Genomic DNA, 25,293 nt, shown 5'->3' with positions numbered 1-25,293 from the left:
GACGCGGGGGCCACCCGAACGCCAGCCCTGACCGCCCACACCGTTTCTGACAAGGGGAGACGCGCCAAAACCAAAATACTAAGCATCCTTGCTAATGCCCATTGAACGGAGTTAGCTAGAAACTGAGGCCAGTGCCTTGGCCTCAGGCATTGCGTTGCCCGGCTTAGGCCCCTGAGTCCGGGTCCGTTCAATGAAAGCGAGTCGCTGATGAGCAGCCCAATCGGCTCTGAGGACAAGCGCCCCCGGCGCACTTCCCCTGAATCAGGCACGTCCGAACCCAACAGGCCAGAACGCAGCAGGCCTGAACACAGCGCGGCAGAGCCCTACCCTGCCAGCTACAGCACCCCGGAGCGCAGTTCCGCCGACGCTCCCACGGAGGCAACTCCGGTCTACGATGCCACCCAGACCCGGAGTTCCGCCGCCCGCTCCAGTGCCACAAGCACGGGCGCCACCAGCACCGGCGCCTGGACGGACACGCACACCCGGGCCCTCAACACCACGGACGCTCCGTACGCCGAGCGCGACTACACGCCCGACACTGAAGAGGACGGCCGCCCGGACACGGCACGCTCCGACGACCCGGCCTTTGCCACCCGGGAAATGGCCGCGGCCCGCCAGAAGGAGGCGTTCGGCGGCATCAAGATTGGCTCGGCGTTCTTTGGCTGGCTGGCCGCCACGGGCATGGCCGTGCTGCTGACCGCCCTGGTCGCCGCGGCAGGCACCGCCGTGGGACTTGCCACGAACACTGACGTGAACGCCGCCGTGGGCCGGGCAGCCTCAAACCAGACAGTGGGAATCGTGGGCATCATCGTCCTGCTGGTCATCCTCTTCGCCTCCTACTACAGCGGTGGCTACGTCGCCGGCAGAATGGCCCGGTTCAATGGCGCGAAGCAGGGGTTCGCCGTGTGGATCTGGGCCCTGATCGTGGCTGTGCTCGTGGCCGTGCTCGGCATGATCGCGGGCGAGCAGTTCAATATCCTGGCCCAGCTGAACAGCTTCCCGCGGATTCCAGTCAACGAAGGCCAGGTGACCACCACCGGCATCATTGCCGCCGTCGTGGTCGCCCTGGTGGCGCTGGTGGGCGCTGTCCTGGGCGGCATGGCCGGCATGCACTTCCACCGCAAGGTGGACCGCGCCGGTTTCACTCCCACGGCCGATTACGAGGAACACTGAATCAGAAGTACAAGTGACCTGCGGCCGGGCGCGGCCGCAGGTTCCGCTACCGGTAGAGCGCGACGGCGTCCACATAGAACCAGCGGTGGTCCGCCCTGAGGAAGCGGCTGGTTTCGTGGTGGACGCCCCGCTCGCCGTCCTGACGGAAGTGCGCCTTGAACTCCACGGTGCCTTCGGTGTCGAGCGGGCCGCCCCGCTCGACGGACAGGATGTCCAGCCGCCGCCATTCCAGGCCCGGATCGAAGTCCAGCTCCGCAGGCCGGGTGCTGGGGTGCCATGTTTTCAGGAGGTAATCGGCATGGAGCAGGACGAAGGCCGAGTAACGGGAACGCATCAGCTGCTCGGCGGTGGCTGCGTCTGCCGAGCCGGAGTGGAACCGGCCACAGCAGTCCGTGTACTGCTCGCCTGAAAGGCACGGGCAGTTGCCGGAGAAGGGTTCTGGTTCGGTCATGGCATCCCTGGGAACGTGGCGGTCGCTTGCTGGATCAGCCTATCGGCGCCTGCGGAAGGCCGCGTCCTATAACAGCTTTGAAACAACAGTTGCCGCTACTTGCCATGCGGGCATGTCGGCAGTAAATAGTCCGTATGGTGGTTAGGGGCTGTTTTCCGGCGTAATCGCCGGCTCGATCCTTGGGGACGGGCCGGGCGCCGAGGGTAAGGAGGGTGAAGTGGAAGATCCGACAACGATTGCACTGAACCTGACATTTTTTGGCACCCTGGGTGTTGCCTTCCTCATGTTCATCGGACTGTGCATCAGTGTCATGCTCACGCTGGTGATTGCAGGGCTGGGACGCCTTGTCGCGCTGATCGTGATGGCGCTGTTCGGCCGCCTCCCCAAAAACGAAACAATCGAGATCGTGCGGCTCACCGCGGACGGCCGCCCGTTGCCCGCCAGGGCGGAAACGGCGCCGGCAAAAGCCAAGGCGAAAAAGGCCCCCAAGGCCCCCCGCCCGGTCCGCGAGCCCCGCGCACCGATCGACTGGAACAAGCTCCGGACCCGCGCCGGCCTCCAGGAGGCGCTCCGCAGCGCCGTCGTCCACCACCCCCTGGTGACCGCCGCCCGGCCGGTACCGCCGGTGCTCTCGAAAGGCTGGGCCGACGCCGTGGCTGCAGCCGACGCCCGTGCGGTGGCGCGCGCCCGGGCCGCCGCGCCGGATATAAAAGTCACCGTCCGGGACCTGCCGCCGCCCGACGTGGCTGCGGCCAGCGTGACGCAGGTGGCGCCGCTCGTAAAATCGGCACTGCGCCACGATGCCGTGCCGGCCGAACCGCCCGGAACGGGCGCGACCGGCACGGGCGCGACCAGCAAGGGTGCCTCCAGCAAGGGGGCAACGGTCCGGTCCGCCTTGGCGCCGTCGGCGCAGCCGCCGCAGCCTGCGCGGAAACCGACGGTTGCCGGACATGCCACTGTCCTGGACACCGGCTCCATGACGTCCCTCGCACAGCACCCGGACGCCCGCGCCCGCGCCTGACCGCGCTGGTTCTCCATGCCGTCGGGCTCCTTGCGCCTTCCGTTCGGCGGTGGGCGCCGGCTGTGAGAAGTCGGCGAGATAAGCCGCCGGCATCCCTTACCCTGAGCAACCATCTCCGCTAGCGTGAACCCCATGGAATTCAGATACCTCGGAAACAGCGGCTTCAAGATCTCGGAAATCACGTTCGGCAACTGGCTCACGCATGGCTCCCAGGTGGAGAACGACGTCGCGGCGCAGTGCGTGCGGGCGGCGCTGGACGCCGGCATCAGCACCTTCGACACCGCGGACGTCTACGCCAACACCGCCGCGGAAACCGTTCTGGGCGAAGCGCTCAAGGGTGAACGCCGGCAGTCCATAGAGATCTTCACGAAGGTGTTCGGCCCCACCGGGCCCAAGGGAAAGAACGACGTCGGCCTGTCCCGCAAGCACATCATGGAATCCATCGACGGGTCCCTTAGCAGGCTGCAGACGGACTATGTGGACCTGTACCAGGCGCACCGCTACGACTTTGAAACGCCGCTCGAGGAGACGATGCAGGCGTTCGCGGACATCGTCCGGCAAGGAAAGGCCCTGTACATAGGAGTCAGCGAGTGGACCGCTGAGCAGCTTCGCAACGGCCACGCCATGGCCAAGGAGCTGGGCTTCCAGCTGATTTCCAACCAGCCGCAGTACTCCATGCTGTGGCGGGTCATCGAGGAGGAAGTGGTTCCGGCGTCGGAGGAGCTGGGCGTCTCCCAGATCGTCTGGTCGCCCATGGCGCAGGGCGTGTTGAGCGGCAAGTACCTGCCAGGCCAGCCGCTGCCGGAGGGCAGCCGCGCCACCGACGACAAGGGCGGTGCCAAGATGATCGAGCGCTGGATGCGGGATGACGTCCTGGCCGCGGTGCAGGAGTTGCGGCCCATCGCCGAGGAAACCGGGCTGACCATGCCCCAGCTGGCGGTGGCCTGGGTGCTGCAGAACCCGAACGTGGCCTCGGCCATCATCGGCGCATCCCGGCCCGAACAGGTCGCCGACAGCGCCGCGGCCGCCGGAGTGCGCCTTGAACCGGACGTCCTGAAGAAGATCGACGCCGCCGTCGGCTCCCTCGCTGAGCGGGACCCGGCCAAAACAAAGTCCCCTGCAACCCGCGAGGCCTAGGAGTCCAAATGACTGACCTTCCAGACCTTGCCATCACCGGCGCCACGGGGGTCCTGGGCGGCATGGTGGCCCGGCAGCTGTCCGACGCCGGGTTTTCCCAGCGCCTGCTGGTGCGCGACCCCCGGCGGGCGCCCGACTTGGAGGACGCCCCGGCGGTAGCGGTCAGTTACGGTGATCCAGTACTGTCGCGGCCGGCCCTGGAAGGGGTCAAGGTCCTGTTCATGGTGTCGGCGGCGGAGGCGGAGGACCGGTTGCAGCAGCATTACGCGTTCGTGGATGCCGCCGCGGAGGCCGGCGTGCAGCACATTGTGTACACGTCCTTCTTCGGGGCCGCGCCGGACTGCACCTTCACGCTGGGCCGCGACCACTACGCCACTGAGGAGCGGATCAGGACCTCAGGCATGGGGTTCACTTTCCTGCGGGACAACTTCTACCTGGATTTCCTGCCCATGCTGGCCGGGGAGGACGGCGTCATCCGGGGTCCGGCGGGCGACGGCGTGATGGCCGCCGTCGCCCGGGAGGACATTGCCCGGTCCGCGGTGGCCGTGCTCCGTGACCCGGCCGTTCACGCCCGGGCAACCTACGACCTGACCGGCCCGGAGGACATCTCGCTGGCGCGCGCCGCCGAGGTGCTTTCGCGTTCCACGGGCAGGACCGTCACGTACCACCACGAAACTGTGGAGGAGGCATTCGCCTCCCGCGCCTCCTACGGCGCCCCGGCTTGGCAGGTCGAGGCCTGGGTCAGCACGTACACGGCGATCGCCGCCGGGGAGCTGGCAGGGGCGACGACGGACGTGCACGGCCTCACCGGCCAGGACCCGATGGCACTCGAGGAACTGGTGAAGCTGCCGCAGCTCTAGGGGCGACGCGGCCGGGCTGTTGACGGTCATTTGCGCGCGGCGTAAACCTGTGAGGAGGAGTACGCCTATTCGCGGCTGCACCCCGCAGCCCCGAGGAACCGCAGCACCCAGCAGAATCGCAAGGCCATGTCCAAGCTGATCTACCGACGCCGACCGTCCGCCCGCCCCGCAGCACATTCCGGTGTAACAGCACACTCCGGTGAACCGACGCATGGCCCGCTCACCAGCGAAGAGCTGCAGCTCGCCGTGCGGAACCACTCCATGCCGCTTGAGGCCCTGCGCGAGGACGTGACTCCTCCCGGGCTGCATTACGTGCTGACCCACTTCGACATTCCGCAGGTCAGTGGCGCGTGGCACCTCCGGATAGGCGGCGCCGTGGAGCGGGCAATGGAACTGAGCCTTGCGGCGCTGAAGCGGGATCCGGCCATTAGCGTCCAGGTGACCCTGGAATGCGCCGGCAACGGGCGTTCGCTGCTGAGGCCGCGGCCGCTCAGCCAACCCTGGACGCTGGAGGGCGTGGGAACGGCCGTGTGGACCGGTGTTCCGCTCGCATACCTGCTGGCCCAGGCCGGCGTCGAGCCCGAAGCCGTCGAGGTGGTTTTCACCGGTCTGGATGCCGGCATCCAGGGCGGCGTCCGGCAGCAGTACGCCCGGAGCCTGCCGATTGCGGAAGCCTCGCGGGCCGACGTCGTCCTTGCCTACAAGATGAACGGCACCGAACTGCCGCCCCAGCACGGCTATCCGCTGCGGCTCGTCGTCCCGGGCTGGTATGGCATGGCCAGCGTCAAGTGGCTGCAGTCGATCCAGGTGGTCACGACGCCGTTCACCGGCTTCCAGCAGTCGGTCGCCTACCGTTACCAGCACAACGCGGACGACGCCGGCACACCGGTTTCGCGGATCAGGGTGCGGTCCCTGATGGTCCCGCCGGGCATTCCTGACTTCTACACCCGCCGCAGGTACCTTCCCCGCGGGCCCGTCATGCTCCAGGGCCGGGCGTGGTCCGGTGAGGGCGCCATAACGAAAGTGGAGGTCGGGATCGACGGCAAGTGGGTTCCGGCGCAGCTGGACAAGCCTGCCGGTGCCTTTGCCTGGCGCGGCTGGAACCTGCCATGGGTGGCCGATCCCGGCCACCACGAACTGGCGTGCCGGGCCACCGACGCGGCCGGGTCTACCCAGCCCTTGGAGCAGCACTGGAATTACCAGGGCATGGGCAACAACACGGTGCAGCGGGTGCGGGTCATCGTCGAGTAGCCCGCTGAGCTTGCCTTGGCCGGCGCCCTCTTAGTGCATGTGGCTTCCGCCGTTGATGTCGATGGTGGTGCCGGTCAGGTAGGCGGAATCGTCGGAGGACAGGAAGGTGATGACGGCGGCGACTTCCTCGGTGGTGGCGTTGCGGCCCAGGGGGATGCCGGCGTTGATGGCAGCTTCCTGCTCATCGGTGCTGCCGACGCGGATGTTGGTGTCCACGGCGCCCGGGGTGATGGCGTTGACGGTCACGCCGGAGTCACCGAGCTCACGGGCGAGGGCCTTGGTGAAGCCGAGGATGGCGGCCTTGGCAGCGGAGTAGGGGACCTTGCCGAAGACGCCGCCGCCGCGCTGGGCGGAAACGGAGGACATGTTGACGATACGGCCCCAGCCGTTGTCGATCATGTCCGGCAGGAAGGCCTTCGTGACGAGGTAGGTGCCGGTGGAGTTCACGGCCATGACCTTGTTCCAGAGGTCAAGCGTGGTTTCCAGGAAGGGCACCGGTGAGGTGATGCCGGCGATGTTGGCCAGGGCGCCGACGGCCGGAAGGGCGCCGCTCTTGACCTCGGCCGAAACTGCCTTGTACGCGGCGTTGACGGAGTCCTCGTTGGCGACGTCGATTTCGTAGCCGAACGCCGGGACGTTGAATTCGTTGCCGATTTCGGTGGCGACCTTCGCGGACTTCTCGCCGTCGAGGTCCAGGATCACCACGGCCCAGCCCTGGCTGGCGTAGCGGCGGGCGGTGGTCATGCCGATGCCCCGTTCCGAGGTGGCTCCGGTGAGGACGGCGGTGCGCTGAATGGCGGTCATGATGATGCTCCTTGCTTTTTGTGGGGTTGGTCGATCAGATCAGGTCTGTGATGAAGCTGGCTGCCTTGGCGGCAGCCGCCGGGCGTTCGTCGTGGGTGATGTCCCGGGTTTCGAGTTCCAGGCTGAAGTGCCCGGTGTAGCCCTGCTCGGCGAGGACCCGCAGCCCGGCGGCGAAATCGGCCTGGCCGTTGCCGATGCTGAGGTTGATGTTCCCGGGCAGGGCATCGCGCAGGTGCACGTGGGCTATGCGGCCCTCGTGGCGTGCCAAGTACTCCAGCGGGTCCTCGCCAGCGGCGACGATATGGCTGAAGTCCATGACAATCCCGACGCCGGAGCCCGCCAGCCGCTGCGCCAGCAGTTCCGCGCGTTCCAGGTTCCAGCAGAACCTCAGGAAGTGCAGCGATTCGGTCCAGAGTTCGACGCCGAATCCAGCCGCACGACGCTGGGCCTTGATGAGCTGCGCTGCGACGGTGTCCAGGTCCTCTTCGAGGCTGTTCACCGGTTCGTGGCTGAGCGCACCGCAGGGCAGGACCAGCGCCTTGGCTCCGGTTTTCGCCGTGAGGGTGAGCAAGGCATCAAGGTGCCTGTCCCGCTTAGCCTGCCGGCCGGCGTCGAGCACTGCATTGAGGTCCCCGATATCCCCGTTGACGGAACGTACCCGCAGTCCCGATGCGGCCACGTCAGCGGCGACCGCTGAAACGGCGTCCGCGTCGAGCTCATAAGGAACGTGATCGCAGACGCCGGGAAGGGCGCCCAGGTCGATCTCGCCGAAACCCAGCCCGGCGATGCTTCGCAGGGCGGCCGGCAGGTCCTGGTGGCGGAAGCTGATGGATGAGCACCCGAGTCGGGAATGGAACATCGTTGTTGATCCTCTAGTCGTGCCCGGAGGGCCGTAGTGATGGGCACCACACTATCGCTGGCGACTGTTAACAGTCAACTCCTGACGGCGACTGTTGACAGTCGGCATGACGTCGGTCACACTGGGACACATCTTGTTAACAGTCGACAGCGCTGGAGCTTCTTCAGCCGCTCTTCGAAAGGGAACCACCATGAGCAACGAAGCTCTGAACATGCGGGGGCCGGTCCACGGCACCAAAGATGCCCGTCGGGTCGCCATCGGCTCGGGCGTCGGCGCCGTGATCGAGACGTACGACTTCATCGGCTTCGGTACTGCGGCCGCCCTCTACTTCGGAACTGCGTTCTTCCCCACCGGTGACCCGGTCACCGGAACGCTGGCCGCCTTCGCCACGCTCGGCGTCGGCTTCGCCGCCCGGCCGCTGGGCGGCATCATCGGTGGCCACCTGGGCGACAAGGTGGGACGCAAGCCCGTCCTGGTCACCTCCCTGATCCTGATGGGCATCGCCACCTTCTTTATCGGCCTGCTGCCCACGTACAGCCAGGTGGGCCTGCTCGCTCCGGCGCTGCTGGTCTTCGTCCGCATCGTCCAGGGCCTGGCCTTCGGTGCGGAATGGGGCGGAGCCATCCTGATGAGCTACGAGCACGCACCATGGAAGTCCAAGGGCAAGTACACCGGCATCGTCCAGGCCGGCTTCCCGGTGGGACTGCTGCTGGCCAACCTGGTGTTCCTGGTCAGCGTCAACCTCGGCGGCGAGCTCGCCTGGCGCATCCCCTTCCTCGCCAGCATTGTGCTGGTGGTGGTCGGCCTGATCATCCGTTCCAAGGTCCCCGAGTCCCCGGTCTTCGACGAGGTCAAGGACCACGGAGACATCGTCAAGTCCCCCATCGTTGAGGTCATCAAGACCGACTGGCGCAACATCGTGAAGGGCATCGGCCTCCGCATCGCCGAGACCGCCGGCTACGCCGTGTCCATCACCTACATGATTTCCTACCTGCACACCGAACAGCTGGCCGACAAGACCCAGACCCTGGTGGCCCTCTGCATCGCGTCCGCCATCGGCATCATCGCCACCATGGCCTGGGGCCGCCTGACCGACAGGATCGGCCGCCGCCCCCTCTACATCTGGTCCACCGCGTTTGCCGCACTGTTCGCCATCCCGATGTTCCTGCTGGTCAACACCGGCATGTTCGTCTTCATCATCGCCACGATCGTGATCTCCTACGCGGTCTGCCAGAACTCCCTCGCCGGAGCCCAGGGAGCCTGGTTCCCCGAGCTGTTCCAGGCCAAGACCCGCGCTTCGGGCGCCTCACTGGCCTACCAGATCTCCGCCATGGTCTCGGGCTTCACCCCGTTCATCACCACCCTGCTGTTCGTCAGTTTCGGCTGGATTGGCCCGGCCCTTCTGTTCGGCCTGTACGCCCTGATCGGCCTCTGGGCAGCCTTCGCCACCCGGGAAACCTGGGGCAAGCAGGAGCGCCAGCTCGCTGATGAAATCACCAAAAGCACCCCCCAGTCGGTGAACGCGTGATGACCGCCGTCAACGAAGCCAGCCTGCAGGAACTGCAGGCCACAACACCTCCCAAGAAGGAACGAATGACCCAGGAAACTGCCGCAGAACGACTCGAACGGGTCAGTGCCGCCGCCTACCGCATCCGGCACCACGCCCTGAACATGGGCGAGGTCCAGGGCCAGGGCTACGTGGGCCAGGCGCTCGGAGCCGCGGACATGCTCGCCGTCGTCTACGCCGACCAGCTCCGGTTCCGTGCCGATGATCCGCACTGGGAGCAGCGTGACCGCTTCCTGCTCTCCACCGGGCACTACGCCATCGGCCACTACGCAGCCCTGGCCGAAGCTGGCATCGTCCCCGTCGAGGAGCTCGAAACCTATGGCTCGGACGACTCCCGGCTCCCCATGTCCGGAATGTCCACCTACACCCCCGGCATGGAAATCTCCGGCGGTTCCCTCGGCCACGGACTGACCATCGCCGTCGGCATGGCCCTTGGCCTGCGCTACCAGGGCTCGGACGCCAGGATCTACAACTTCCTCTCCGACGGGGAACTGGACGAGGGCTCCACCTGGGAGGCTGCCATGGGCGCCCACCACCACCAGCTCGGCAACCTCACCGCCATGGTGGACATCAACGCCCTGCAGGCCGACGGCAAGACCGACACCGTGCTCCGCACCGAACCCATTACCGAAAAGTGGGAAGCCGCCGGCTGGTACGCCCAGCGGGTGGACGGCAACGACGTCGCCGCGCTGCTCGCCGCGTTCGACAACGCCGCAGAGCAGGCCGCCACCAGCGGACGCCCCTCCGTGATCCTCTGCGACACCAAGGTGGGCCGTGGTGTGACACTGCTGGAGGAACGGGAAAAGGCGCACTTCATGCGCATCGAGGAACACGAATGGCAGCTCTGCCGCGAGCAGTTGACCGCACGATACGAAGGAAAGGCTGCCCGATGAGCACCACAGCAGTGAAGTCCACCGCCGGGGCAAGCACCGCCCCCAAGCTCAAAACCTCGGCCATGATCGCGTCCTTCGCCGATCCGGGACAGAAAACCGCTTCCGCCCCCTTCGGCCACGCACTGGTCAAGGCCGCGCAGGAAAACGACAGGATCGTTGGCCTCACTGCGGACCTGGGCAAGTACACGGACATGCACATCTTCGCCCAGGCTTTCCCGGAACGGTTCTTCCAGATGGGCATGGCCGAGCAGCTGCTCTTCGGCGCTGCAGCAGGCCTCGCCGAAACCGGACTGGTGCCGTTCGCCTCCACCTACTCCGTGTTCGCCGCCCGCCGCGCCTACGACTTCCTCTGCCTGGACGCGGCCGAGCCGAACCTGAACGTCAACATCGTGGGCGGCCTGCCCGGCCTCACCACCGGCTACGGCCCCAGCCACCAGGCCACCGAGGACATGGCGATCTTCCGCGGCATGCCCAACCTGACCATCGTGGACCCCTGTGATTCCATCGACATCGAACAGGCCGTCCCGCAGCTCGCCGCCAGCGAAGGACCCACCTACCTGCGCCTGCTCCGCGGCAACGTGCCCACCGTCCTGGACGAGTACGACTACACGTTCGAGCTCGGCAAGGCCAAGGTCCTGCGCGGGGGCAACGACGTCGTCTTCGTTTCCAGCGGCCTGATGACCATGCGTGCCCTGCAGGCAGCCAAGGCGCTGGCGGAACACAACGTGGACGTCGCCGTCGTCCATACGCCCACCATCAAACCGTTCGACGCCGCAACCGTCCTGGCCGAAATCAACACCGACCGGCTGGCCGTGACCCTGGAAAACCACTCCGTGGTGGGCGGGCTGTTCGAAACAGTCGCCTCATCCGTAGTCAGCGCAGGCCTCGGCAAGCGGGTGGTGCCGGTGGCACTGCCGGACGAATTCCTCGACGCCGGCGCCCTGCCCACGCTCCACGAACGCTACGGCTTGACCGTCCAGCGCATCGTGGCGAAGGTGCTCGCCGAGCTCGGCTAGTCCCGGCTTCGGCTCCGCCTGGAGCGCAGCCACGGCAGGAGGGCGGGACAGCACGTGGCCCGCACTCCTGCCGTGGCATCATTGTTAACACGGCGACTGTAAACAGTCGACCTCTGACCTTGGGAGAATCCGATGGCCGCGACAGCAACCCTGCTGGGACTGGAAAAGAAAAGCCTCCGCGAGCAGGCGCTGGCCGCGCTACGCACCGCCATCACCAGCGGAGCACTCGAGCCGGGCCGCCACCTCGTGGAAACCGAGCTGTCCGAGATGCTGCAGATCAGCCGCGGAACGCTCCGGGAGGCCCTGCGGCAGCTCCAGCAGGAAGGCCTGGTGTCCGCGGGCACCCGCGGCAGGCTCTCTGTCCGGCACCTGGATGCCAAGGAAATCCGCGACATCTACTCCGTCCGGGCGGCCCTGGAATCCCTGGCTGCCCGCACACTGTGCGAACTGCCGGACCGCCAGCACGTCATCGGCTCGCTCCGCGCAGCGATCCAGGCCATGGAAGCGTCCACCCACGGCACACTGGAGGAGCGGGTGGAATCCGATCTCGACTTCCACCGCACCATGTGCCGCCTCACCGGCAACGAGACCCTGCTCCACTCGTGGGAATCCCTGGAAGGGTCCATCCGGATGTCCATCATGTTCGCCGGGCTCGAAAAGGGCGTGCGGAACATGAGCGTGGACCGGCACAATGACATCGTCGCAGCCATCGAAACCGGCGACGCCACCTTGGCCCGCGACACCATCCGCGAGCACATGGACTCCGCCGCGGCCGTCCTGGTCGCGTAGCCTCTCTGCCCCGCCGCCCCCTGACGTGTGGTCCTGAAATCGGCTGTCGGCGAGTCCGGCCCGACACGCCCGTGCGGCGTTTAGGCGGCAAAAGCCCTGGGTACCTGAACCAGTGCACCGTACACCTCGTCGGTCCCGACCGACCACTGGTCTCTGAAAGGCGGTGATCATGGATCGCCACACATCCGCCAACTGGGCCTCCGGCCAGATCTCCGAGGACGCCGTCGTGGACGTCCTCATTCCCACCTGCAACCGGCCCGCCGAGCTGGCCGTCACCCTCGCCGGGCTTGCAGCACAGCAGGGTCCGGCCTTTCGGCTGGTGGTCAGCGACCAGTCGGACGGGCTGCCGGCCTGGGAGCATCCTCCGGCGGCCGCCCTGCTCCGCGTGCTCCGTGCGCAGGGCACCCGGGTCGATCTGCACCGCCACCTGCCGCGCCGCGGCCTCGCCGAACACCGCCAGTTCGCACTCGAGCAGGCCCGGACGGACAAAGTGCTCTTCCTCGATGACGATGTCTGGCTCGAACCGGGTGCGCTGAACAGGATGAGTGAAGCCCTCGATACCCTGGGCTGCGGCTTTGTGGGAATGGCACCGCAGGGGCTCTCCTTCCTGAACGACCGCCGCCCGGAACAGACCCGCACGTTTGAACCATGGCAGGGAAGGGTGACACCCGAGCGGATCCGCCCCGGCGGCGAGGCCTTCCAGCGCTGGCCGCTGCACAATGCGGCGAACCTGAGCCATCTGAGCGCCGAACTGGGACTGGAATCCGGGCAATGGGTGCCGTACAAGGTGGCTTGGCTGGGCGGGTGCACCATGTTCCGCCGCGAGGCCCTGGAGGAGACTGGCGGGTTCCGGTTCTGGACCCAGTTGCCGCCCGAGCACTGCGGTGAGGACGTCGTGGCCCAGTGGCGGGTGATGGAAAGGTTCGGCGGCGCGGGAATCCTTCCCACGGGCGCCGTCCACCTGGAATCCCCCACCACGGTCACGGACCGCCGGGTGGAAGCCTTTGACATCGTGCTGGCGGACAGCCCGGAGGATGCAACCCACCAACTAGCCGAAAGGTACTGACATGGCCGAGACACCGAACCCCATCCAGATCCAGAAGTTCCTGAGCGGGATCGACTACCCCGCGAGCCGCCAAACCCTCATCTCCCGGGCCAAGGAGTCCGGCGCAGACAGCAACGTCCTGGACGCGCTCCAGAGTATTCCGGACAGGGAATATGGCAGCCCGACGGCGGTGAGTTCCGCCGTCTCGGACGTCTAGGTCAGTTCCGTCCCGGCTATACTCGGCTGCAATTATGAGCAGCCTTTCCTCGTCCCCCGCCACTGTCCGCGTCGACGCCTGGCTATGGGCGATCCGCGCCTACAAGACCAGGTCCGCCGCCACCGCCGCGTGCCGTGCCGGGCATGTGCGCATCAACGGCAACCCGGCCAAGGCCTCGCAGTCACTCGTCCCCGGCGATACCGTGCGCGTCCGGCAACCCGGTTATGAGCGCATCCTCGAGGTGCGCCGGCTTATCGCCAAGCGGGTGGGTGCAGAGGCAGCGTCGCACTGTTTCACGGACCACACGCCACCCCGGCCCGTGGCGCCGGCGCTCGGGCTGCCGCAGCGGGACCGCGGGACCGGCCGGCCCACCAAGAAGGACCGCCGCGAAATGGAACGCCTGCGCGGACCGGGCTGACAGCGGCTTGGGCTGACAGCGGCCTGGGCTGCCAGCCCCTCAGTCCTTAACCTGCTCCCGGCCTTCCCGCACCTCAAACTCCCCTACCTCCAGGCCGGCGGCGCCAAAGGCGGCGGGCAGGAGGGTCAGGTGGACGGCACCTGACGACGTCGCTTTACTCCCGGCCAGGGTGAAGGCCGACGGCGTGACGCCGGGTTCGAAAAGCCGCTTGCCCTGGCCCAAGACCACAGGGAAGATGATCAGCCGGTACTCGTCCACCAGGCCGGCGTCGTGCAGGGCCCGGACCAGCCGGTAGCTGCCGTGAACCTGGAGCTCCCGGCCCGGGCCCGCTTTGAGGTCATCCACGGCTTCGAGGAAGTTCGCGGGAAGGATGGAGGTGTTGTTCCAGGTCGCTTCGGTCAGTGTTGAGGACACCACGTACTTGGGGAGGCTGTTGAGCGCCGTGGCTACGGCGTCGCCCGGGTCCGTGACCTGCTCCCAGTAGGGCTGGAACATCTGGTAGGTGGTGCGGCCGAGCAGAATCGCATCCGCTTCGGCGAACCACCCGTTCACGATCCTGCCCATGTCCTCGTCGAACAGCGGCACCAGCCAGCCGCCGAATTCGAAGCCGCCGCTGGTGTCCTCGTCCCGGCCGCCCGGGCCCTGCATGACGCCGTCGAGGCTCACGAAGGTGTGAACGGTGAGTTTCATGACGGCCCTCTTGGCGGAGCGGTTTGCGGACTCGCCACCGGGCGTTCCCCGGGATCGGCAGGGCCCATGTCGAGCCGGAACGGAGGATACTCGTCCCGCATCAGGGCCACGTAAGCCGCAACGCGGTAAACCCAGCGGTTGAGGCCGATCAGCAGGTCGAACAGGGTCCGGAGGTACCTGCCGGTGAACAGCAGAATGACGCCGGCGATGAAGGCCAGGAGCGTGAGCAGGGAGACCGCGCTGCCCGCCGTGTAGCGGCCGGCGCCGCCGGCAAAGTCGTCATCCGACGACGCCACCCAGGTACGCGTGGATCCCGCCAGCACACCCACAATCAGGAGGTGCGGAATGGCGAGCAGCCAGGACTTCACCAGCACCAGGCCGCGCGAGAGGTGGTCCGGATAGTCGACGTCAAAGTCGGCCGGGTAGTCGGTGCGGGCCAGGGTGAAGGGCGGGTAGCGGTCCGTTCCGATCGCCGTGAAGGCGTAGAAGGACACCCGCCAGCTCCAGCGCAGCACGCCCACGTTGAAATTGAACAGCGAATGCGGGTAGCGGGCGGTAAACAGGATCGCGAACCACGCCACGATGCTGGTGATGATCAGTGCGAACCAGAGGAAGAACAGGACGATCAGGTGCGGGATGGCCAGGAACCATTTGACCAGCCACATCCACCTGGACAGGGCCGGGTCGATGTGTCCGGTCAGGCGGGCAGGGTACCTCGGGTTCTCAAACTGGTCGACGACGGCGGGCGGCGGCGGTGCGCCCGCCCCGCCAGCTGGGGCGGGATAGCCAGGAGTCGGATAACCGGGTGCCGGGTAGCCGGCGGCCGGGTAACTAGCTGCCGGATACGGTCCCGGCTGCATGCTGGGAGGACCTGCGCTGCCACCTGCACTTCCGTCCGGCACGGCAGAACTGGGGAACGGCCCGGTGGCACCGGCAGCGGCGGGAGGCCCCGCCGCCAGGGGATGGCCGGGTTGATACTGGCCGGGCGGATAGTGGCCGGGTTGATACTGGCCGGGGGGAAGATGCGGTGGCGGCCCGTGCCGTCCAAGTCCCATCGCCCCTGCAACGATCAGCGGCACTCCGATGGCCAGCAGCACGATCCCGGCAATGAGCAGCCACAGGAACAGAGGCCACAGCAGGTCGGAGCGGACGCCGGCCTGCAGATCCACGGAAACCGGGGCGGTGGCGTCGGCGTTCATGACCACCACGGTCCAGCTGCCGGGAAGGATGTTCCACTTGAGTTCCTGCGTGCCGGTGCCCTCGGCGAACGTGACCCAGAAATTTTGGGCACCGGGGCGGGCAGGGGTCCGCGTTCCCGGCACTTCGGTGTAATCGACCCTGAAGGGCCGTAGATTCAACTCGCGGATCTCGGAACGCTTAACTCCCTCGAGATAACGCGCCGCGTCCTGCTGCGGTGCGATGCCAATGAAGATCCCCTTGCCCGGGCTGGCTGCCGATCCTCGGAGCAGGACGCTGCCGGCCGCTTGAGACGGAATGACGTCCGGGAGCCTGCCCCTGACCATGACGTCCAGCCCCGCCGTGGTGATGGCGGAGGACGCGGCGTCGAACCGGTGCGATTGAGTGGTGAAGTATCCTTCGTCGCGCTGCTGGAAGTTGAGCCAGCCCACCCCGGCTGCGCCTGCCAGCAGCCCCAGTCCGAGGAGCGCGGCGAGTGTACCGAGGACGAGCATCACCATGCGGCCAGGTTTCACGCCGGTTCCTTATCTCGGTCCCGGCGGCGAAGTGCCACCCGTGGTTGGTCAGGGCTGGGTTGGGCAGTACCCGTTTCCACGGCAGTTGCTTGGACCTCGCTTGCCCGGGCGGTGCGTGATCGGGCGGCGGATGGTTCGACTTTGCGTTCCTGGGTTCTGCCCGCCTTGTCTTTGTGCTTACCGTCCGGGTGCTTGTGGTCACCGTGTTGATGGTCGGGGTGCTTGCCGTCAGGGTGCTTGCCGTCAGGGTGCTTGTGGTCGCCGCGCCCGTGAGTGAACGAAGGGTGCGCGTGGATGCCCGGCCGGGGGTCCAGAATGCTGAGCCGGCACGGTTTCTCGGAGGTGCCTTCGCCGCTGAGTTGGGTGAGATGCGCTGGATCATGAAGCGCGGTGATGGTGTCCAGGGCGGCACGTGCCATCGACAGGTCCAATACGATTTCCTTGCCCGGCATCAGGGTCCTGGCACGCCGCGCAACAACATAAAGCGCCCGTATGTTGGCTGGCGTCAGGGTTCCGCGGACCTCGATGCAGGCGCGCTCCATGTTCGCATCGATGCGGACCATGACCTTGAGGCGGTGATGACTTGCAGCGATGTCCACGCCGCTCACGTCCCTTTGGCCGGCAGTCGCTGCCCAAGTTGGCCCGGCCGGAACGCATCAAGGGACCGGATATTAAAGTTCATGTGGCCTACGCCTCCCCGACTTCGTTGTCGGAACTGTGTAACGTCCAGAATGCACCCTGTTGCCAGCACAGGGAAGAGGCGTTCACTGGAGCCCTGCCTGTGCAGGTCACCGAAACAGCGGTGCGGCGCAGATTGGTGCTGACGCGCTACCCGCCTAGCCTGTTCCTATGCCTTCCAGCCAGGACCGCCCAGCAGGATACGACCCAGCGGCCCAAGGCACCACGTCACAGGACCTGCTGCTCGCGTCCGTGAGGCTGCCCGGTGACAAGGAGTGCTCCGACCTCCATATCCGCAACGGCCGGGTGTCCGCAATCACCGCAGCGGGGGTACGCCCCGGAGGTTTCAGCGGAGCGGATGCCCAGGTGCTGGATCTCGAGGGACGCTTCGTCATCCCCGGACTGTGGGACGAGCACATCCACATGACGCAGTGGGCCCTGGCCGCCAACCGGGTCGACCTGTCCGGTGCCGCTTCGGCGAGCGCCGCCGTCGAGCTTGTCCGGAAGCAGATTACCGCGGCGGACCCCGGAGCCGAACCGGCCAGTACTCTGGTGGGCGCCGGCTTCCGCGACGCCATTTGGGATGACGCCCCGAGCGCCCAAATGCTCGACGACGCCACCCGGGGAGTGCCCACCGCCCTGGTCAGCCATGACCTGCACTGTGTCTGGCTGAATTCGGTGGCCGCGCGGCGGTTCGGAGTTCAGCTCCCGCCAGACGGCCTGCTCCGTGAGGAACCGGCGTTCGCCCTCACGCTCGAACTCGGAAGGCTGCCCGACGACGTTGTGGACGGCTGGGTCGGCACGGCAGGCCGGGAAGCCGCCGGCCGCGGTGTTGTGGGCGTGGTGGACCTGGAGATGACGTGGAACCGCGACGTCTGGCTGCGCCGGATCGGCGGCGGATTCCACTCGTTGCGCATTGACGCGGGGGTGTACCCGGAGGATCTGGAGCGGGCCGCTGCTGCCGGGATGCGGACGGGACAAATGGCCGACGGCGGTGCTGGCCTTCTGCGGGTGGGTCCGCTGAAGGTGCTCATCGACGGCTCCCTTAACACGCGTACCGCCTTTTGTGTTGCCCCGTACCCGCACGGCGGGCACGGGATCCTGACGGTGAGCGAACCCGAACTGGTTACCCTGCTCGCCAGGGCCCGGGAGACGGGCTTCGTTCCGGCAGTCCATGCCATTGGTGACGGCGCCAACAAGGTTGCGCTGGATGCCTTCGCCGAAGTTGGGATCGGCGGCCGGATCGAGCACGCCCAGTTTGTACGGCAGGAGGACTTCGCCCGGTTCGGCGAGCTTGGCCTGACGGCCAGCGTCCAGCCCGCCCACGCGCTCGATGACCGCGACGCCGCTGACACCAACTGGGCCGGCCGCACGGCCCGGGCCTTCCCACTGCGCTCGCTGCTGGACGGCGGGGCGCGGCTGGCACTCGGTTCCGATGCACCGGTGGCGGCCCTGGACCCGTGGCTGGCGATGTCCGCCGCGACCGTGCGCGCACGTGCAGACGGCCGCGGCCCCTGGCACCCGGAGCAGGCCCTGACGCGCGAGGAAGCGCTGCTCGCCTCAACGCGTGGGCGCGGCCGGATCCGGGCCGGGGATATGGCGGATGTTGCCGTGCTGGATGCTGATCCCCTTGCCGTGTCCGATGCCGTGTTCGCCGCAATGCCCGTCGCTGCAACGCTTATGGCCGGCCGGTTCACGTTCCGGGGCGCAGGGGTTTAGGAGTCCTGCCGGGCCGGCGGAAACTCCCCCACCCACCCTTACCGTCAAAAGCGTAGAGTGGCCTAAGACGCCTGATTCTTGGACGCCATGCAGCTAAGGGAGAAATCGTGACGATTGACTGGGACGAAAAGAAAGCCCTGCTACAGGAACCGAACATCGCAGCAGTGACGCAACTGTGCGATGAACTTATGGAGAAGAAGCCGGGATCGACCGTTCCTTATATCGACCCCGTCCATGACGAGGACGAATGCCGGATTGTCAGCCTCCAGGTCAGCCCGGGCAAGGGAACCGAATCCGGTTTCGTGTCCCATTTCAACGACGACGAGGCCGCCCGGCGGGCCACCCAGATCTACGAGCTCGCCGAACTGGATCCGCGCTACGTCATGCCGTGGAACGCCTACCCCTGGGTGCGCGACCCGGACATGCCCTCGGCCCTCAGCATCCAGGAGAAGACCGACGGCCTGCGCCCCTTCCGGCAGTTCATGAAGATCAACAGGCGCGTCTCGGCCATCATTGCCCACGGGACCGACGCCGCCACTTTCCTGACGCTCTTCGAGAAGACCTACCATTCCTCACTTAAGAACAACGGCATCAAAATCTACAAGGCCAGCGCGCTCGGCGGGCGGGCCTTTGCTGTTTCCGAGGCCAAGCAGGAAGAACTCCTGACCAAGAGCGTGGACGTCTACAAGGACGCCATGCAGCGCGCGGGCATCCAGCACCTTTAGCTCCCGGTGACCGGCTCGGTCAGACACGTGCTCGACTGGTTGCTCGATTCCGACCCCTCGATCCGCTGGCAGGTCCTGCGCGACCTGACCGAGGCGCCTGCCGAAGAGGTCCGCGCCGAACGTGTCCGGGTGGCAGTGGAGGGCTGGGGCGCGCGCCTGCTCGCCCTGCAGGGCGACGACGGCCAGTGGGACGGCGGCACCTTTTTCCCGGTGCCGTATGACGGCTCCGAGGCTGGCCAGCCGTGGACCGCCACCACCTACAGCCTGCTGCTCCTGCGCGACCTCGGCCTCGATCCGGGCAGCGAAGAGGCCCGCGCGGCGGTGCGGAAAGTCCGGGAGAACAGCCGCTGGGAGGAAGGCGGCCAGCCGTTCTTCGACGGCGAGGTGGAGCCCTGCATCAACGGCAAGGCCGTGGCGCTCGGAGCCTACTTCGGTGAGAACGTCGACGGGATCGTCCGGCGGCTCCTCGGCGAACAGCTCGACGACGGCGGCTGGAACTGCGAGGCGGAGCGGGGGTCGGTGCGCTCGTCTTTCGCCACCACCATCAACGTGCTGGAGGGGCTGCTGGAACACGAGCGGGCCACCGGCGGAACCGCGGAATCGGTTGCTGCGCGGAAGCGGGGCGAGGAGTACCTGCTGGAACGCGCGCTGCTCCGGCGCAAGAGCACCGGGGAGCTGGTGGACCCGGACTGGCTGCAGTTTTCCTACCCGACCCGCTGGTTCTACGACGCGCTCCGCGGCCTGGACTATTTCCGGGACTCGTACTCCCGGGGCACGGGCGAAGCGCCGGACAGCCGCCTTGCCGAGGCCGCCGGCCTGCTCCGCTCAAAACGGCAGCCCGACGGGACCTGGCTGCTCGAGAACACGCACCCCGGCCGCATCCACTTCGCCATGGAGGACGGCGACGGGCGGCCCAGCCGCTGGAACACGCTTCGGGCCCTGCGCGTGCTGAGCTGGTACGACGGCTTTACCCCTCCAGCAGCCTCCGCCGGTGCTTGAGCTCCTTGACCCACGCCCTGGTGACCATGTCCGGAAAAGGCGAGGCGCCGCCGTCGTCCGTTCGAGCGGCGGCCGTTGCTGCGGTGGCCGTTGCTGTGACCGCCGTTGACGCGAAGGCCGTCCCGGCCTCCAGATCAGCCAGCAGCGGGCCGGCCGCCTTCAGCGCCAGATCCACCGCCTGCACCGCCGTGCGCTCGGGCAGGCCCAGTCCCGTGGCCCAGGCCAGGAAGTGCTTCCGCGAGATGCCGCTGCGCTTGCCGCCGAGCGTCAGGGCGAGCGTCTTGTCGCCGTAGACCACTGTGGAGGGGATGTCGTAGACGGGCGCAATGGACCATTCCCCGTGCGGCTGCTGCACCATGGACACGTTCTTCGCATGCAGGTCGCCGTTGCCGCTGAGCAGGGCGAAGGCGGCCTGGATGGCGAGGTTCCGGAGCGCCGGCAGCGGTGCCGAGCAGTAATCGGCGAGTGCATAGCACACCGTTCCGAACCCCACGTTGTACTTGTCCGCCGGGTACAGCTTCAGTACCTGCGCGCCGTCCTCGACGGCGAGTCGCTGCACCGGGTCCGGGCCGTCGGGCGCGCCCGCCGCCGTACCGGCTTCCAGGGGCACCCGGTCGAACCGCTCCACCAGCAGCCCCGGCCGGCCGGCGACGTCACGCATAAGCTGCACCCGGCTCAGCGGAATCCGCAGCTTCGCCGCGTAACGGAACATGATGAACTCGTTCTCCACCACGTGCGGGAACTCCGGGGCGTTGAGCTTGAGGATAAACCGGCGTCCGGCGCTGGCCACGGGCATGGAGATCATTCCGGCGGAGAGCTTGTCCTGCACGCCGGCGAGCGCCACGGGGTCGATCAGTCCTGAGTCGCCCAGCAGTTCGTCGAAGTCCACGGGCCTGCGCGGGTCCACCTCGACGGCGTGCTCCTCCGGGTCCAGCGGCTCCCCGTGGCCCACGATCTGCACGTCACCCACCGGGTTGCCGCCGGCGGCGATGAGCAGCGAGAGGTCATCGTCCGCGCTGGTCTTGATGGATCGGCGCAGAGCGTTCAGCCGCCGGCCCTCCGGGAGCAGCCCGGTGAAGTACGGCGGCGCGGCCCCGGCTCCGGAGAGCACAGGTGCCGGTGACAGCGGAAGGGAACTGGCCACGGCGGGGCGGCCGCTTTGCAGGTAGGCGGGCAGATAGCTGAACCTGGTTCCGCCGTCGTGCCGTTCCAGCCGGGCGGCCAGAACGCCCTGCTTGTAAATGTCAGCGATGCGGTGCCTCAAGGCCGGTCCTCCCGTTCGCTGGGCTCGCTGCCTTCCAGCGGGGCCGCCGACGGCGGTTCGTGCGGCGGCGGTTGTGTCACCGGCAGCTCCGACGGCTGGGTCACCAGCGCGCGGGCGGCGGCGCTGGTCCGGGTGCCGAGCTCCAGCTCAAGCCCGAGCGTTTCCAGCAAGGCCAGCAGGGTGTCCAGCCGGAGGCTCGGCTTGCCCTGCTCGACGAAGCGGACGAAGCGCTCGGAGACTCCTGCCATGTCGGCCAGGTCCTGCTGGCTCAGGCGGAGGTCCGCGCGCCGGGCGCGGACGGCCGCGGCGAGCTGCGTGGTGAAGGGGTGGGCCACCGCGCCTCCTTACCGATTAGGAACGATCGTGCCGGTTTGCCCGTAGCTCCTACGCTACGCCCGACGGGGGCGGGACACAAGGCCGGCATCGGAACGATCGTCCCGATCAGGCACCGAGTCTCTCCAAGGGTCCGGCCCTTCATGTCCGGCCCCCTTCAAGGACCCGGTTGACACCCGCCTGTGACCCGTGCCATATTCTTAACCGTGAACCTGTCAGACAGCCGGACAGCCGGACCACAAAGCGGAGCGCCCACCTTTCCGCTGGCGCGCCTCAGCGCAGCCGAAGCTGTCTTCAACGCCATCCGCAGCGACATCCGGAGCGGCGCGCTGGCCGTCGGCGCCAAGCTCAGTTCCGAAGCATCTTTGGCCTCGCAGTACGGCGTCAGCCGCTCGGTGATCCGCGAGGCCCTGCGTTCCTGCACCGCCCTGGGCCTGACCGTCACCAAGACCGGCCGCGGCACGTTCGTCGTCGCCGACCACGTGGCCAACGACCTCGTCCTGGGCCAGTTCTCGGCACGGGACCTCACGGAGGCCCGGCCACACATCGAAGTCCCCGCCGCCGGCCTCGCCGCCGAGCGCCGCACCACCGAGGACTTGGAAATCCTCCGCGGCATGATGGCGTCCATGGCTGCGGAGACCGATCCAGAAGCCTGGGTGGCCCTCGATTCCAGCTTCCATGCAGCCATCGCCCGCGCCAGCGGCAACAAGGTGTTCGAAAGCGTGGTGGCTGATATCCGGGACGCCCTCGCCCACCAGTCCGAAACCCTCAACATGGTGGCCGACCGCCAGCACGCCTCCGACGTCGAGCACCACGTCATCCTGGACGCCATCGAAGCCGGGTCCGCTGCAGACGCCAGCGCCGCCATGGCTGAGCACCTGCGCGCCGTCGGTGCGGCGCTCGACTCCATCCTTAATCAATAAAACCCCGGCCAGTAACGGCCCCAGCCTTCCCCGGCGCCAGCCACACCCGACTCAACACATCAACACCCACAGCAGAGGACACCATGCCTTCCCCCGCCATGCCGGCAAGCCACTCCCTTTCCGCGCCTCCCGCACCAGCAGCGATCCTGCCGCGCCATGAGCCTCTCGCCTTCCAAACCCGCGACGGGCTGGTCGAAAGCGTCCACTACGGCTCCCTGATCGCCACCGCCGCCGACGGCCGCACCCTGCTCTCCGCGGGCGAACCCGAGGCCGCCTTCTACCCCCGGTCCTCGCTCAAGCCCCTGCAGTCCGTGGCCATGGTCCGGGCGGGACTTGACCTGCCTGCCGACCTGCTGGCCCTCACTGCCGCCAGCCACTCCGGCGCAGCCCGCCACCTCGACGGCGCCAGCCGCATCCTGGAACTCCACGGGCTCACGCCCGCAGCTCTCGAAAACAGCACCGACCTTCCCTACGGCGTCCGCGAGCGCGAGCAGTGGCTGCGCGACGGCGGCCGGCCCACGCAGCTGGCCCAGAACTGCTCCGGCAAGCATGCTGCCATGGCCGCCACCTGCGTCGTTAACGGCTGGCCCGTGCAGGGCTACCTCGGCCCCTCACACCCGCTGCAGAAGCTTGTGGCCGAAACTGTCACCGACCTGACCGGCGAGGAACCCGCCGGCATCAGCACCGACGGCTGCGGCACCCCGCTGTTCGCCCTCACCCTCGCCGGCATGGCCCGCGCCTTCGGCCGCCTCGCCTCGGCCGAACTTGCCGACGGTGCGTCCGCCCCCGAAAGCCCGGAAGCCGCCGTCGCACATGCCATGCGCCGCCACCCGGACATGGTGGCGGGCGAGGGCCGCGATGTCACGGAGCTCATGCGCCTCCTGCCCGGCGCCCTGGCGAAGGACGGCTTCGAAGGCGTCCAGCTGGTGGGGCTGCCGGACGGACGCGCCATCGCCGTCAAGATTTCGGACGGCGGTGACCGGGCCCGGATGCCAGTCACCGTCCGCGCGCTGGAAGCGCTCGACGTCGACACCTCCTCTCTTGGGGGCATCGCCACCGGCGCGGTCCTCGGCGGCGGCCGCCAAGTGGGCCTGCTGCAGGCCGCAGACTTTTCCTCCCTGTCCCCGACCGACGACGTTCTTTAAGGACTGCACATGACCGAAACCCAAACCCTGCCGGACGCCCAACCCCTGTCCGATGTCCGCTCCGAGCACGACCTGCTCGGCGACCGCGACATCCCCGCGGTCGCGTACTGGGGTGTCCACACACTCCGTGCTGTGGAGAACTTCCCTATCACCGGGCAGCCGCTCTCCAGCAACATGCACCTGGTCCGCGGCCTCGCCGCCGTGAAAATGGCCGCAGCCCGCACCAACCTTGAACTTGGGCTGCTGGACCCCGAACGCGCCGCGGCCATCGAACAGGCCTGTGCCGACGTAATGGACGGCGAACTCAGCGAGCAGTTCGTCGTCGATGTGATCCAGGGCGGCGCGGGAACGTCGTCGAACATGAACGCCAACGAGGTCATCGCCAACCGGGCCCTCGAAATCCTTGGCCACCCCAAGGGCGACTACGCGCGGCTGCACCCCAACGACCACGTCAACCTCAGCCAGTCCACCAACGATGTGTACCCCACCGCGGTGAAGCTCGGCACGATCTTCGCTGCCCGTGAACTGCTCTCCGCGCTGGCGGAGCTGGAGGAATCGTTCGCGGAAAAGGCCATGGAGTTCCGCACCGTGGTGAAAATGGGCCGCACCCAGCTCCAGGACGCCGTGCCCATGACCCTGGGCCAGGAATTCGGCACCTACGCCGTGACCATCGGCGAGGACCGGCAGCGGCTGGCCGAGGCTGACCTGCTCATCCACGAGATCAACCTCGGCGCCACCGCGATCGGCACCGGGCTGAACGCCCCCGCCGGCTACGCCGAGGCCGCCTGCCGGCACCTGGCCGAGATCACCGGGCTGCCCCTGGTCACCGCCGTCGACCTCATCGAGGCCACCCAGGACGTGGGCGCGTTCGTCCACCTCTCCGGCGTGCTCAAGCGCGTGGCCGTCAAACTGTCCAAGATCTGCAACGACCTCCGCCTGCTCTCCTCCGGACCGCGCGCCGGCCTCGGCGAGATCAACCTCCCGGCCGTCCAGTCCGGATCCTCCATCATGCCCGGCAAGATCAACCCGGTGATCCCGGAAGTGGTCAGCCAGGTGGCCTACGAGGTCATCGGCAACGACGTCACCATCACCATGGCCGCCGAAGCCGGGCAGCTCCAGCTCAACGCCTTCGAACCCATCATTGTGCACAGCCTGCACAAGAGCATCTCGCACCTCGAAGCAGCCTGCCGCACGCTCACGGCCCGCTGCGTCCGCGGCATCACCGCAAACACCGAACGGCTGCGCCTCACCGTGGAACAGTCCATCGGCCTGGTCACCGCCCTCAACCCCCACCTCGGCTACGCCACCGCCACGGCCATTGCCCAGGAAGCACTCGCCACCGGCAAGGGCGTGGCCGAACTGGTCCTTGAACACGGCCTGCTCACCGAAGCCCAGCTGCAGGAGCTGCTCAGCCCCGAACGCCTGGCGAATCTCAGCAAGTAACAACATTCCTTCCCCCAACAGGAAATCAAAGGACTCCCCATGAGTAACCAACCCATCACAGACCACACGGTTCCGGCCCAGGCCCATGCCACCGAGAACCTTCTCCACGCGGAGGACAAGGGCTACCACAAGAGCCTCAAACCGCGGCAGATCCAGATGAT

Annotated in this window: 26 protein-coding genes; 18 read left to right on the top strand and 8 right to left on the bottom strand. The window is 67.5% G+C overall.

What is annotated here, in order from left to right; genetic code table 11:
* Positions 1-207: 207 nt before the first annotated feature.
* Positions 208-1,173: a TIGR04086 family membrane protein gene (locus ACTHQX_RS19975; RefSeq protein ID WP_440159006.1), complete on the top strand. Its 966-nt coding sequence runs from the start codon at positions 208-210 to the stop codon at positions 1,171-1,173.
* Positions 1,174-1,219: 46 nt separating this feature from the next.
* Here the strand turns inward: ACTHQX_RS19975 and ACTHQX_RS19970 are convergent, their stop codons facing one another.
* Positions 1,220-1,624 (bottom strand): YchJ family protein, encoded by a 405-nt coding sequence (locus tag ACTHQX_RS19970; protein ID WP_440159007.1) that lies wholly within the window; start codon positions 1,622-1,624, stop codon positions 1,220-1,222.
* Between the two features lie 217 nt (positions 1,625-1,841).
* Between ACTHQX_RS19970 and ACTHQX_RS19965 the strand changes: the two genes are divergently transcribed.
* From ACTHQX_RS19965 to ACTHQX_RS19950, 4 genes are all read left to right on the top strand, one after another.
* Complete coding sequence (locus ACTHQX_RS19965; RefSeq protein WP_440159008.1) at positions 1,842-2,645, top strand: hypothetical protein; 804 nt, start codon at positions 1,842-1,844, stop codon at positions 2,643-2,645.
* 132 nt (positions 2,646-2,777) lie between these two features.
* The gene (locus tag ACTHQX_RS19960) at positions 2,778-3,782 is read left to right on the top strand and encodes an aldo/keto reductase family protein (RefSeq protein ID WP_440159009.1); all 1,005 of its coding nucleotides are present in this window, start codon (positions 2,778-2,780) and stop codon (positions 3,780-3,782) included.
* An 8-nt stretch (positions 3,783-3,790) separates the two neighbouring features.
* Positions 3,791-4,642, top strand: a complete 852-nt coding sequence (locus ACTHQX_RS19955; RefSeq protein ID WP_440159010.1) for an SDR family oxidoreductase — start codon at positions 3,791-3,793, stop codon at positions 4,640-4,642.
* A 126-nt stretch (positions 4,643-4,768) separates the two neighbouring features.
* On the top strand, positions 4,769-5,893 hold the full coding sequence (locus ACTHQX_RS19950; protein WP_440159011.1) for a sulfite oxidase: 1,125 nt from the start codon (positions 4,769-4,771) through the stop codon (positions 5,891-5,893).
* Positions 5,894-5,923: 30 nt separating this feature from the next.
* Here the strand turns inward: ACTHQX_RS19950 and ACTHQX_RS19945 are convergent, their stop codons facing one another.
* Together ACTHQX_RS19945 and ACTHQX_RS19940 are read right to left on the bottom strand one after the other, a co-directional pair.
* Complete coding sequence (locus ACTHQX_RS19945) at positions 5,924-6,697, bottom strand: SDR family NAD(P)-dependent oxidoreductase (RefSeq protein ID WP_236805713.1); 774 nt, start codon at positions 6,695-6,697, stop codon at positions 5,924-5,926.
* Positions 6,698-6,731: 34 nt separating this feature from the next.
* Positions 6,732-7,556, bottom strand: a complete 825-nt coding sequence (locus tag ACTHQX_RS19940; RefSeq protein ID WP_236805714.1) for a sugar phosphate isomerase/epimerase family protein — start codon at positions 7,554-7,556, stop codon at positions 6,732-6,734.
* Positions 7,557-7,746: 190 nt separating this feature from the next.
* Between ACTHQX_RS19940 and ACTHQX_RS19935 the strand changes: the two genes are divergently transcribed.
* From ACTHQX_RS19935 to ACTHQX_RS19905, 7 genes are all read left to right on the top strand, one after another.
* Positions 7,747-9,084 (top strand): MFS transporter, encoded by a 1,338-nt coding sequence (locus tag ACTHQX_RS19935; RefSeq protein WP_236805715.1) that lies wholly within the window; start codon positions 7,747-7,749, stop codon positions 9,082-9,084.
* A gap of 65 nt (positions 9,085-9,149) precedes the next feature.
* A complete protein-coding gene (locus tag ACTHQX_RS19930; RefSeq protein WP_440159026.1) occupies positions 9,150-10,016 on the top strand; it encodes a transketolase in 867 nt (288 codons plus the stop codon).
* The gene (locus ACTHQX_RS19925) at positions 10,013-11,032 is read left to right on the top strand and encodes a transketolase family protein (protein ID WP_236805716.1); all 1,020 of its coding nucleotides are present in this window, start codon (positions 10,013-10,015) and stop codon (positions 11,030-11,032) included. Before ACTHQX_RS19930 ends, ACTHQX_RS19925 begins: the two co-directional genes overlap by 4 nt.
* A gap of 132 nt (positions 11,033-11,164) precedes the next feature.
* A complete protein-coding gene (locus tag ACTHQX_RS19920) occupies positions 11,165-11,821 on the top strand; it encodes a GntR family transcriptional regulator (RefSeq protein ID WP_236805717.1) in 657 nt (218 codons plus the stop codon).
* A gap of 169 nt (positions 11,822-11,990) precedes the next feature.
* The gene (locus ACTHQX_RS19915) at positions 11,991-12,887 is read left to right on the top strand and encodes a glycosyltransferase family 2 protein (protein WP_440159012.1); all 897 of its coding nucleotides are present in this window, start codon (positions 11,991-11,993) and stop codon (positions 12,885-12,887) included.
* 1 nt (position 12,888) lies between these two features.
* Positions 12,889-13,083, top strand: a complete 195-nt coding sequence (locus ACTHQX_RS19910; protein ID WP_236805719.1) for a DUF2795 domain-containing protein — start codon at positions 12,889-12,891, stop codon at positions 13,081-13,083.
* Between the two features lie 34 nt (positions 13,084-13,117).
* Positions 13,118-13,501 carry an RNA-binding S4 domain-containing protein gene (locus ACTHQX_RS19905; RefSeq protein ID WP_440159013.1) on the top strand — a complete coding sequence of 128 codons (384 nt, stop codon included), beginning with the start codon at positions 13,118-13,120 and terminating at the stop codon, positions 13,499-13,501.
* A 39-nt stretch (positions 13,502-13,540) separates the two neighbouring features.
* Here ACTHQX_RS19905 and ACTHQX_RS19900 read toward each other — a convergent pair whose 3' ends face one another.
* The 3 genes from ACTHQX_RS19900 to ACTHQX_RS19890 are packed head-to-tail and all read right to left on the bottom strand — an operon-like array spanning position 13,541 to position 16,502.
* Positions 13,541-14,191 carry a dihydrofolate reductase family protein gene (locus ACTHQX_RS19900; RefSeq protein ID WP_440159014.1) on the bottom strand — a complete coding sequence of 217 codons (651 nt, stop codon included), beginning with the start codon at positions 14,189-14,191 and terminating at the stop codon, positions 13,541-13,543.
* Positions 14,188-15,903, bottom strand: a complete 1,716-nt coding sequence (locus ACTHQX_RS19895) for a DUF4389 domain-containing protein (protein ID WP_440159015.1) — start codon at positions 15,901-15,903, stop codon at positions 14,188-14,190. Before ACTHQX_RS19895 ends, ACTHQX_RS19900 begins: the two co-directional genes overlap by 4 nt.
* Complete coding sequence (locus tag ACTHQX_RS19890; protein WP_440159016.1) at positions 15,900-16,502, bottom strand: hypothetical protein; 603 nt, start codon at positions 16,500-16,502, stop codon at positions 15,900-15,902. The genes ACTHQX_RS19895 and ACTHQX_RS19890 overlap by 4 nt, the downstream gene beginning before the upstream one ends.
* Before the next feature lie 250 nt (positions 16,503-16,752).
* On the opposite strand from ACTHQX_RS19890, the gene ACTHQX_RS19885 reads away from it, so the two are divergent.
* The 3 genes from ACTHQX_RS19885 (at position 16,753) to ACTHQX_RS19875 (ending at position 20,024) form a co-directional block, all read left to right on the top strand.
* Positions 16,753-18,300, top strand: coding sequence for an amidohydrolase (locus ACTHQX_RS19885; RefSeq protein ID WP_440159017.1), 1,548 nt, complete (start codon positions 16,753-16,755; stop codon positions 18,298-18,300).
* 107 nt (positions 18,301-18,407) lie between these two features.
* A complete protein-coding gene (locus ACTHQX_RS19880; protein WP_236805730.1) occupies positions 18,408-19,025 on the top strand; it encodes a uracil-DNA glycosylase in 618 nt (205 codons plus the stop codon).
* 27 nt (positions 19,026-19,052) lie between these two features.
* Positions 19,053-20,024, top strand: a complete 972-nt coding sequence (locus ACTHQX_RS19875; protein WP_440159018.1) for a hypothetical protein — start codon at positions 19,053-19,055, stop codon at positions 20,022-20,024.
* Here ACTHQX_RS19875 and ACTHQX_RS19870 read toward each other — a convergent pair.
* Both ACTHQX_RS19870 and ACTHQX_RS19865 read right to left on the bottom strand, forming a co-directional pair.
* Positions 19,993-21,288: a type II toxin-antitoxin system HipA family toxin gene (locus ACTHQX_RS19870; protein WP_440159020.1), complete on the bottom strand. Its 1,296-nt coding sequence runs from the start codon at positions 21,286-21,288 to the stop codon at positions 19,993-19,995. The two genes, ACTHQX_RS19875 and ACTHQX_RS19870, sit on opposite strands and share 32 nt — an antisense overlap.
* Positions 21,285-21,623 (bottom strand): type II toxin-antitoxin system Y4mF family antitoxin, encoded by a 339-nt coding sequence (locus ACTHQX_RS19865; protein WP_440159021.1) that lies wholly within the window; start codon positions 21,621-21,623, stop codon positions 21,285-21,287. The genes ACTHQX_RS19870 and ACTHQX_RS19865 overlap by 4 nt, the downstream gene beginning before the upstream one ends.
* Before the next feature lie 204 nt (positions 21,624-21,827).
* On the opposite strand from ACTHQX_RS19865, the gene ACTHQX_RS19860 reads away from it, so the two are divergent.
* The 3 genes from ACTHQX_RS19860 (at position 21,828) to ACTHQX_RS19850 (ending at position 25,132) form a co-directional block, all read left to right on the top strand.
* Complete coding sequence (locus ACTHQX_RS19860) at positions 21,828-22,544, top strand: FadR/GntR family transcriptional regulator (protein WP_236805744.1); 717 nt, start codon at positions 21,828-21,830, stop codon at positions 22,542-22,544.
* 83 nt (positions 22,545-22,627) lie between these two features.
* On the top strand, positions 22,628-23,689 hold the full coding sequence (locus tag ACTHQX_RS19855; RefSeq protein WP_440159022.1) for an asparaginase: 1,062 nt from the start codon (positions 22,628-22,630) through the stop codon (positions 23,687-23,689).
* 9 nt (positions 23,690-23,698) lie between these two features.
* Positions 23,699-25,132: an aspartate ammonia-lyase gene (locus tag ACTHQX_RS19850; RefSeq protein WP_236805747.1), complete on the top strand. Its 1,434-nt coding sequence runs from the start codon at positions 23,699-23,701 to the stop codon at positions 25,130-25,132.
* Positions 25,133-25,293 lie beyond the last annotated feature (161 nt).

The organism is Arthrobacter sp. SAFR-023, assembly GCF_051965295.1.
Lineage (GTDB): Bacteria > Actinomycetota > Actinomycetes > Actinomycetales > Micrococcaceae > Arthrobacter.
This window is presented reverse-complemented; position numbering and strand designations above follow the sequence as displayed.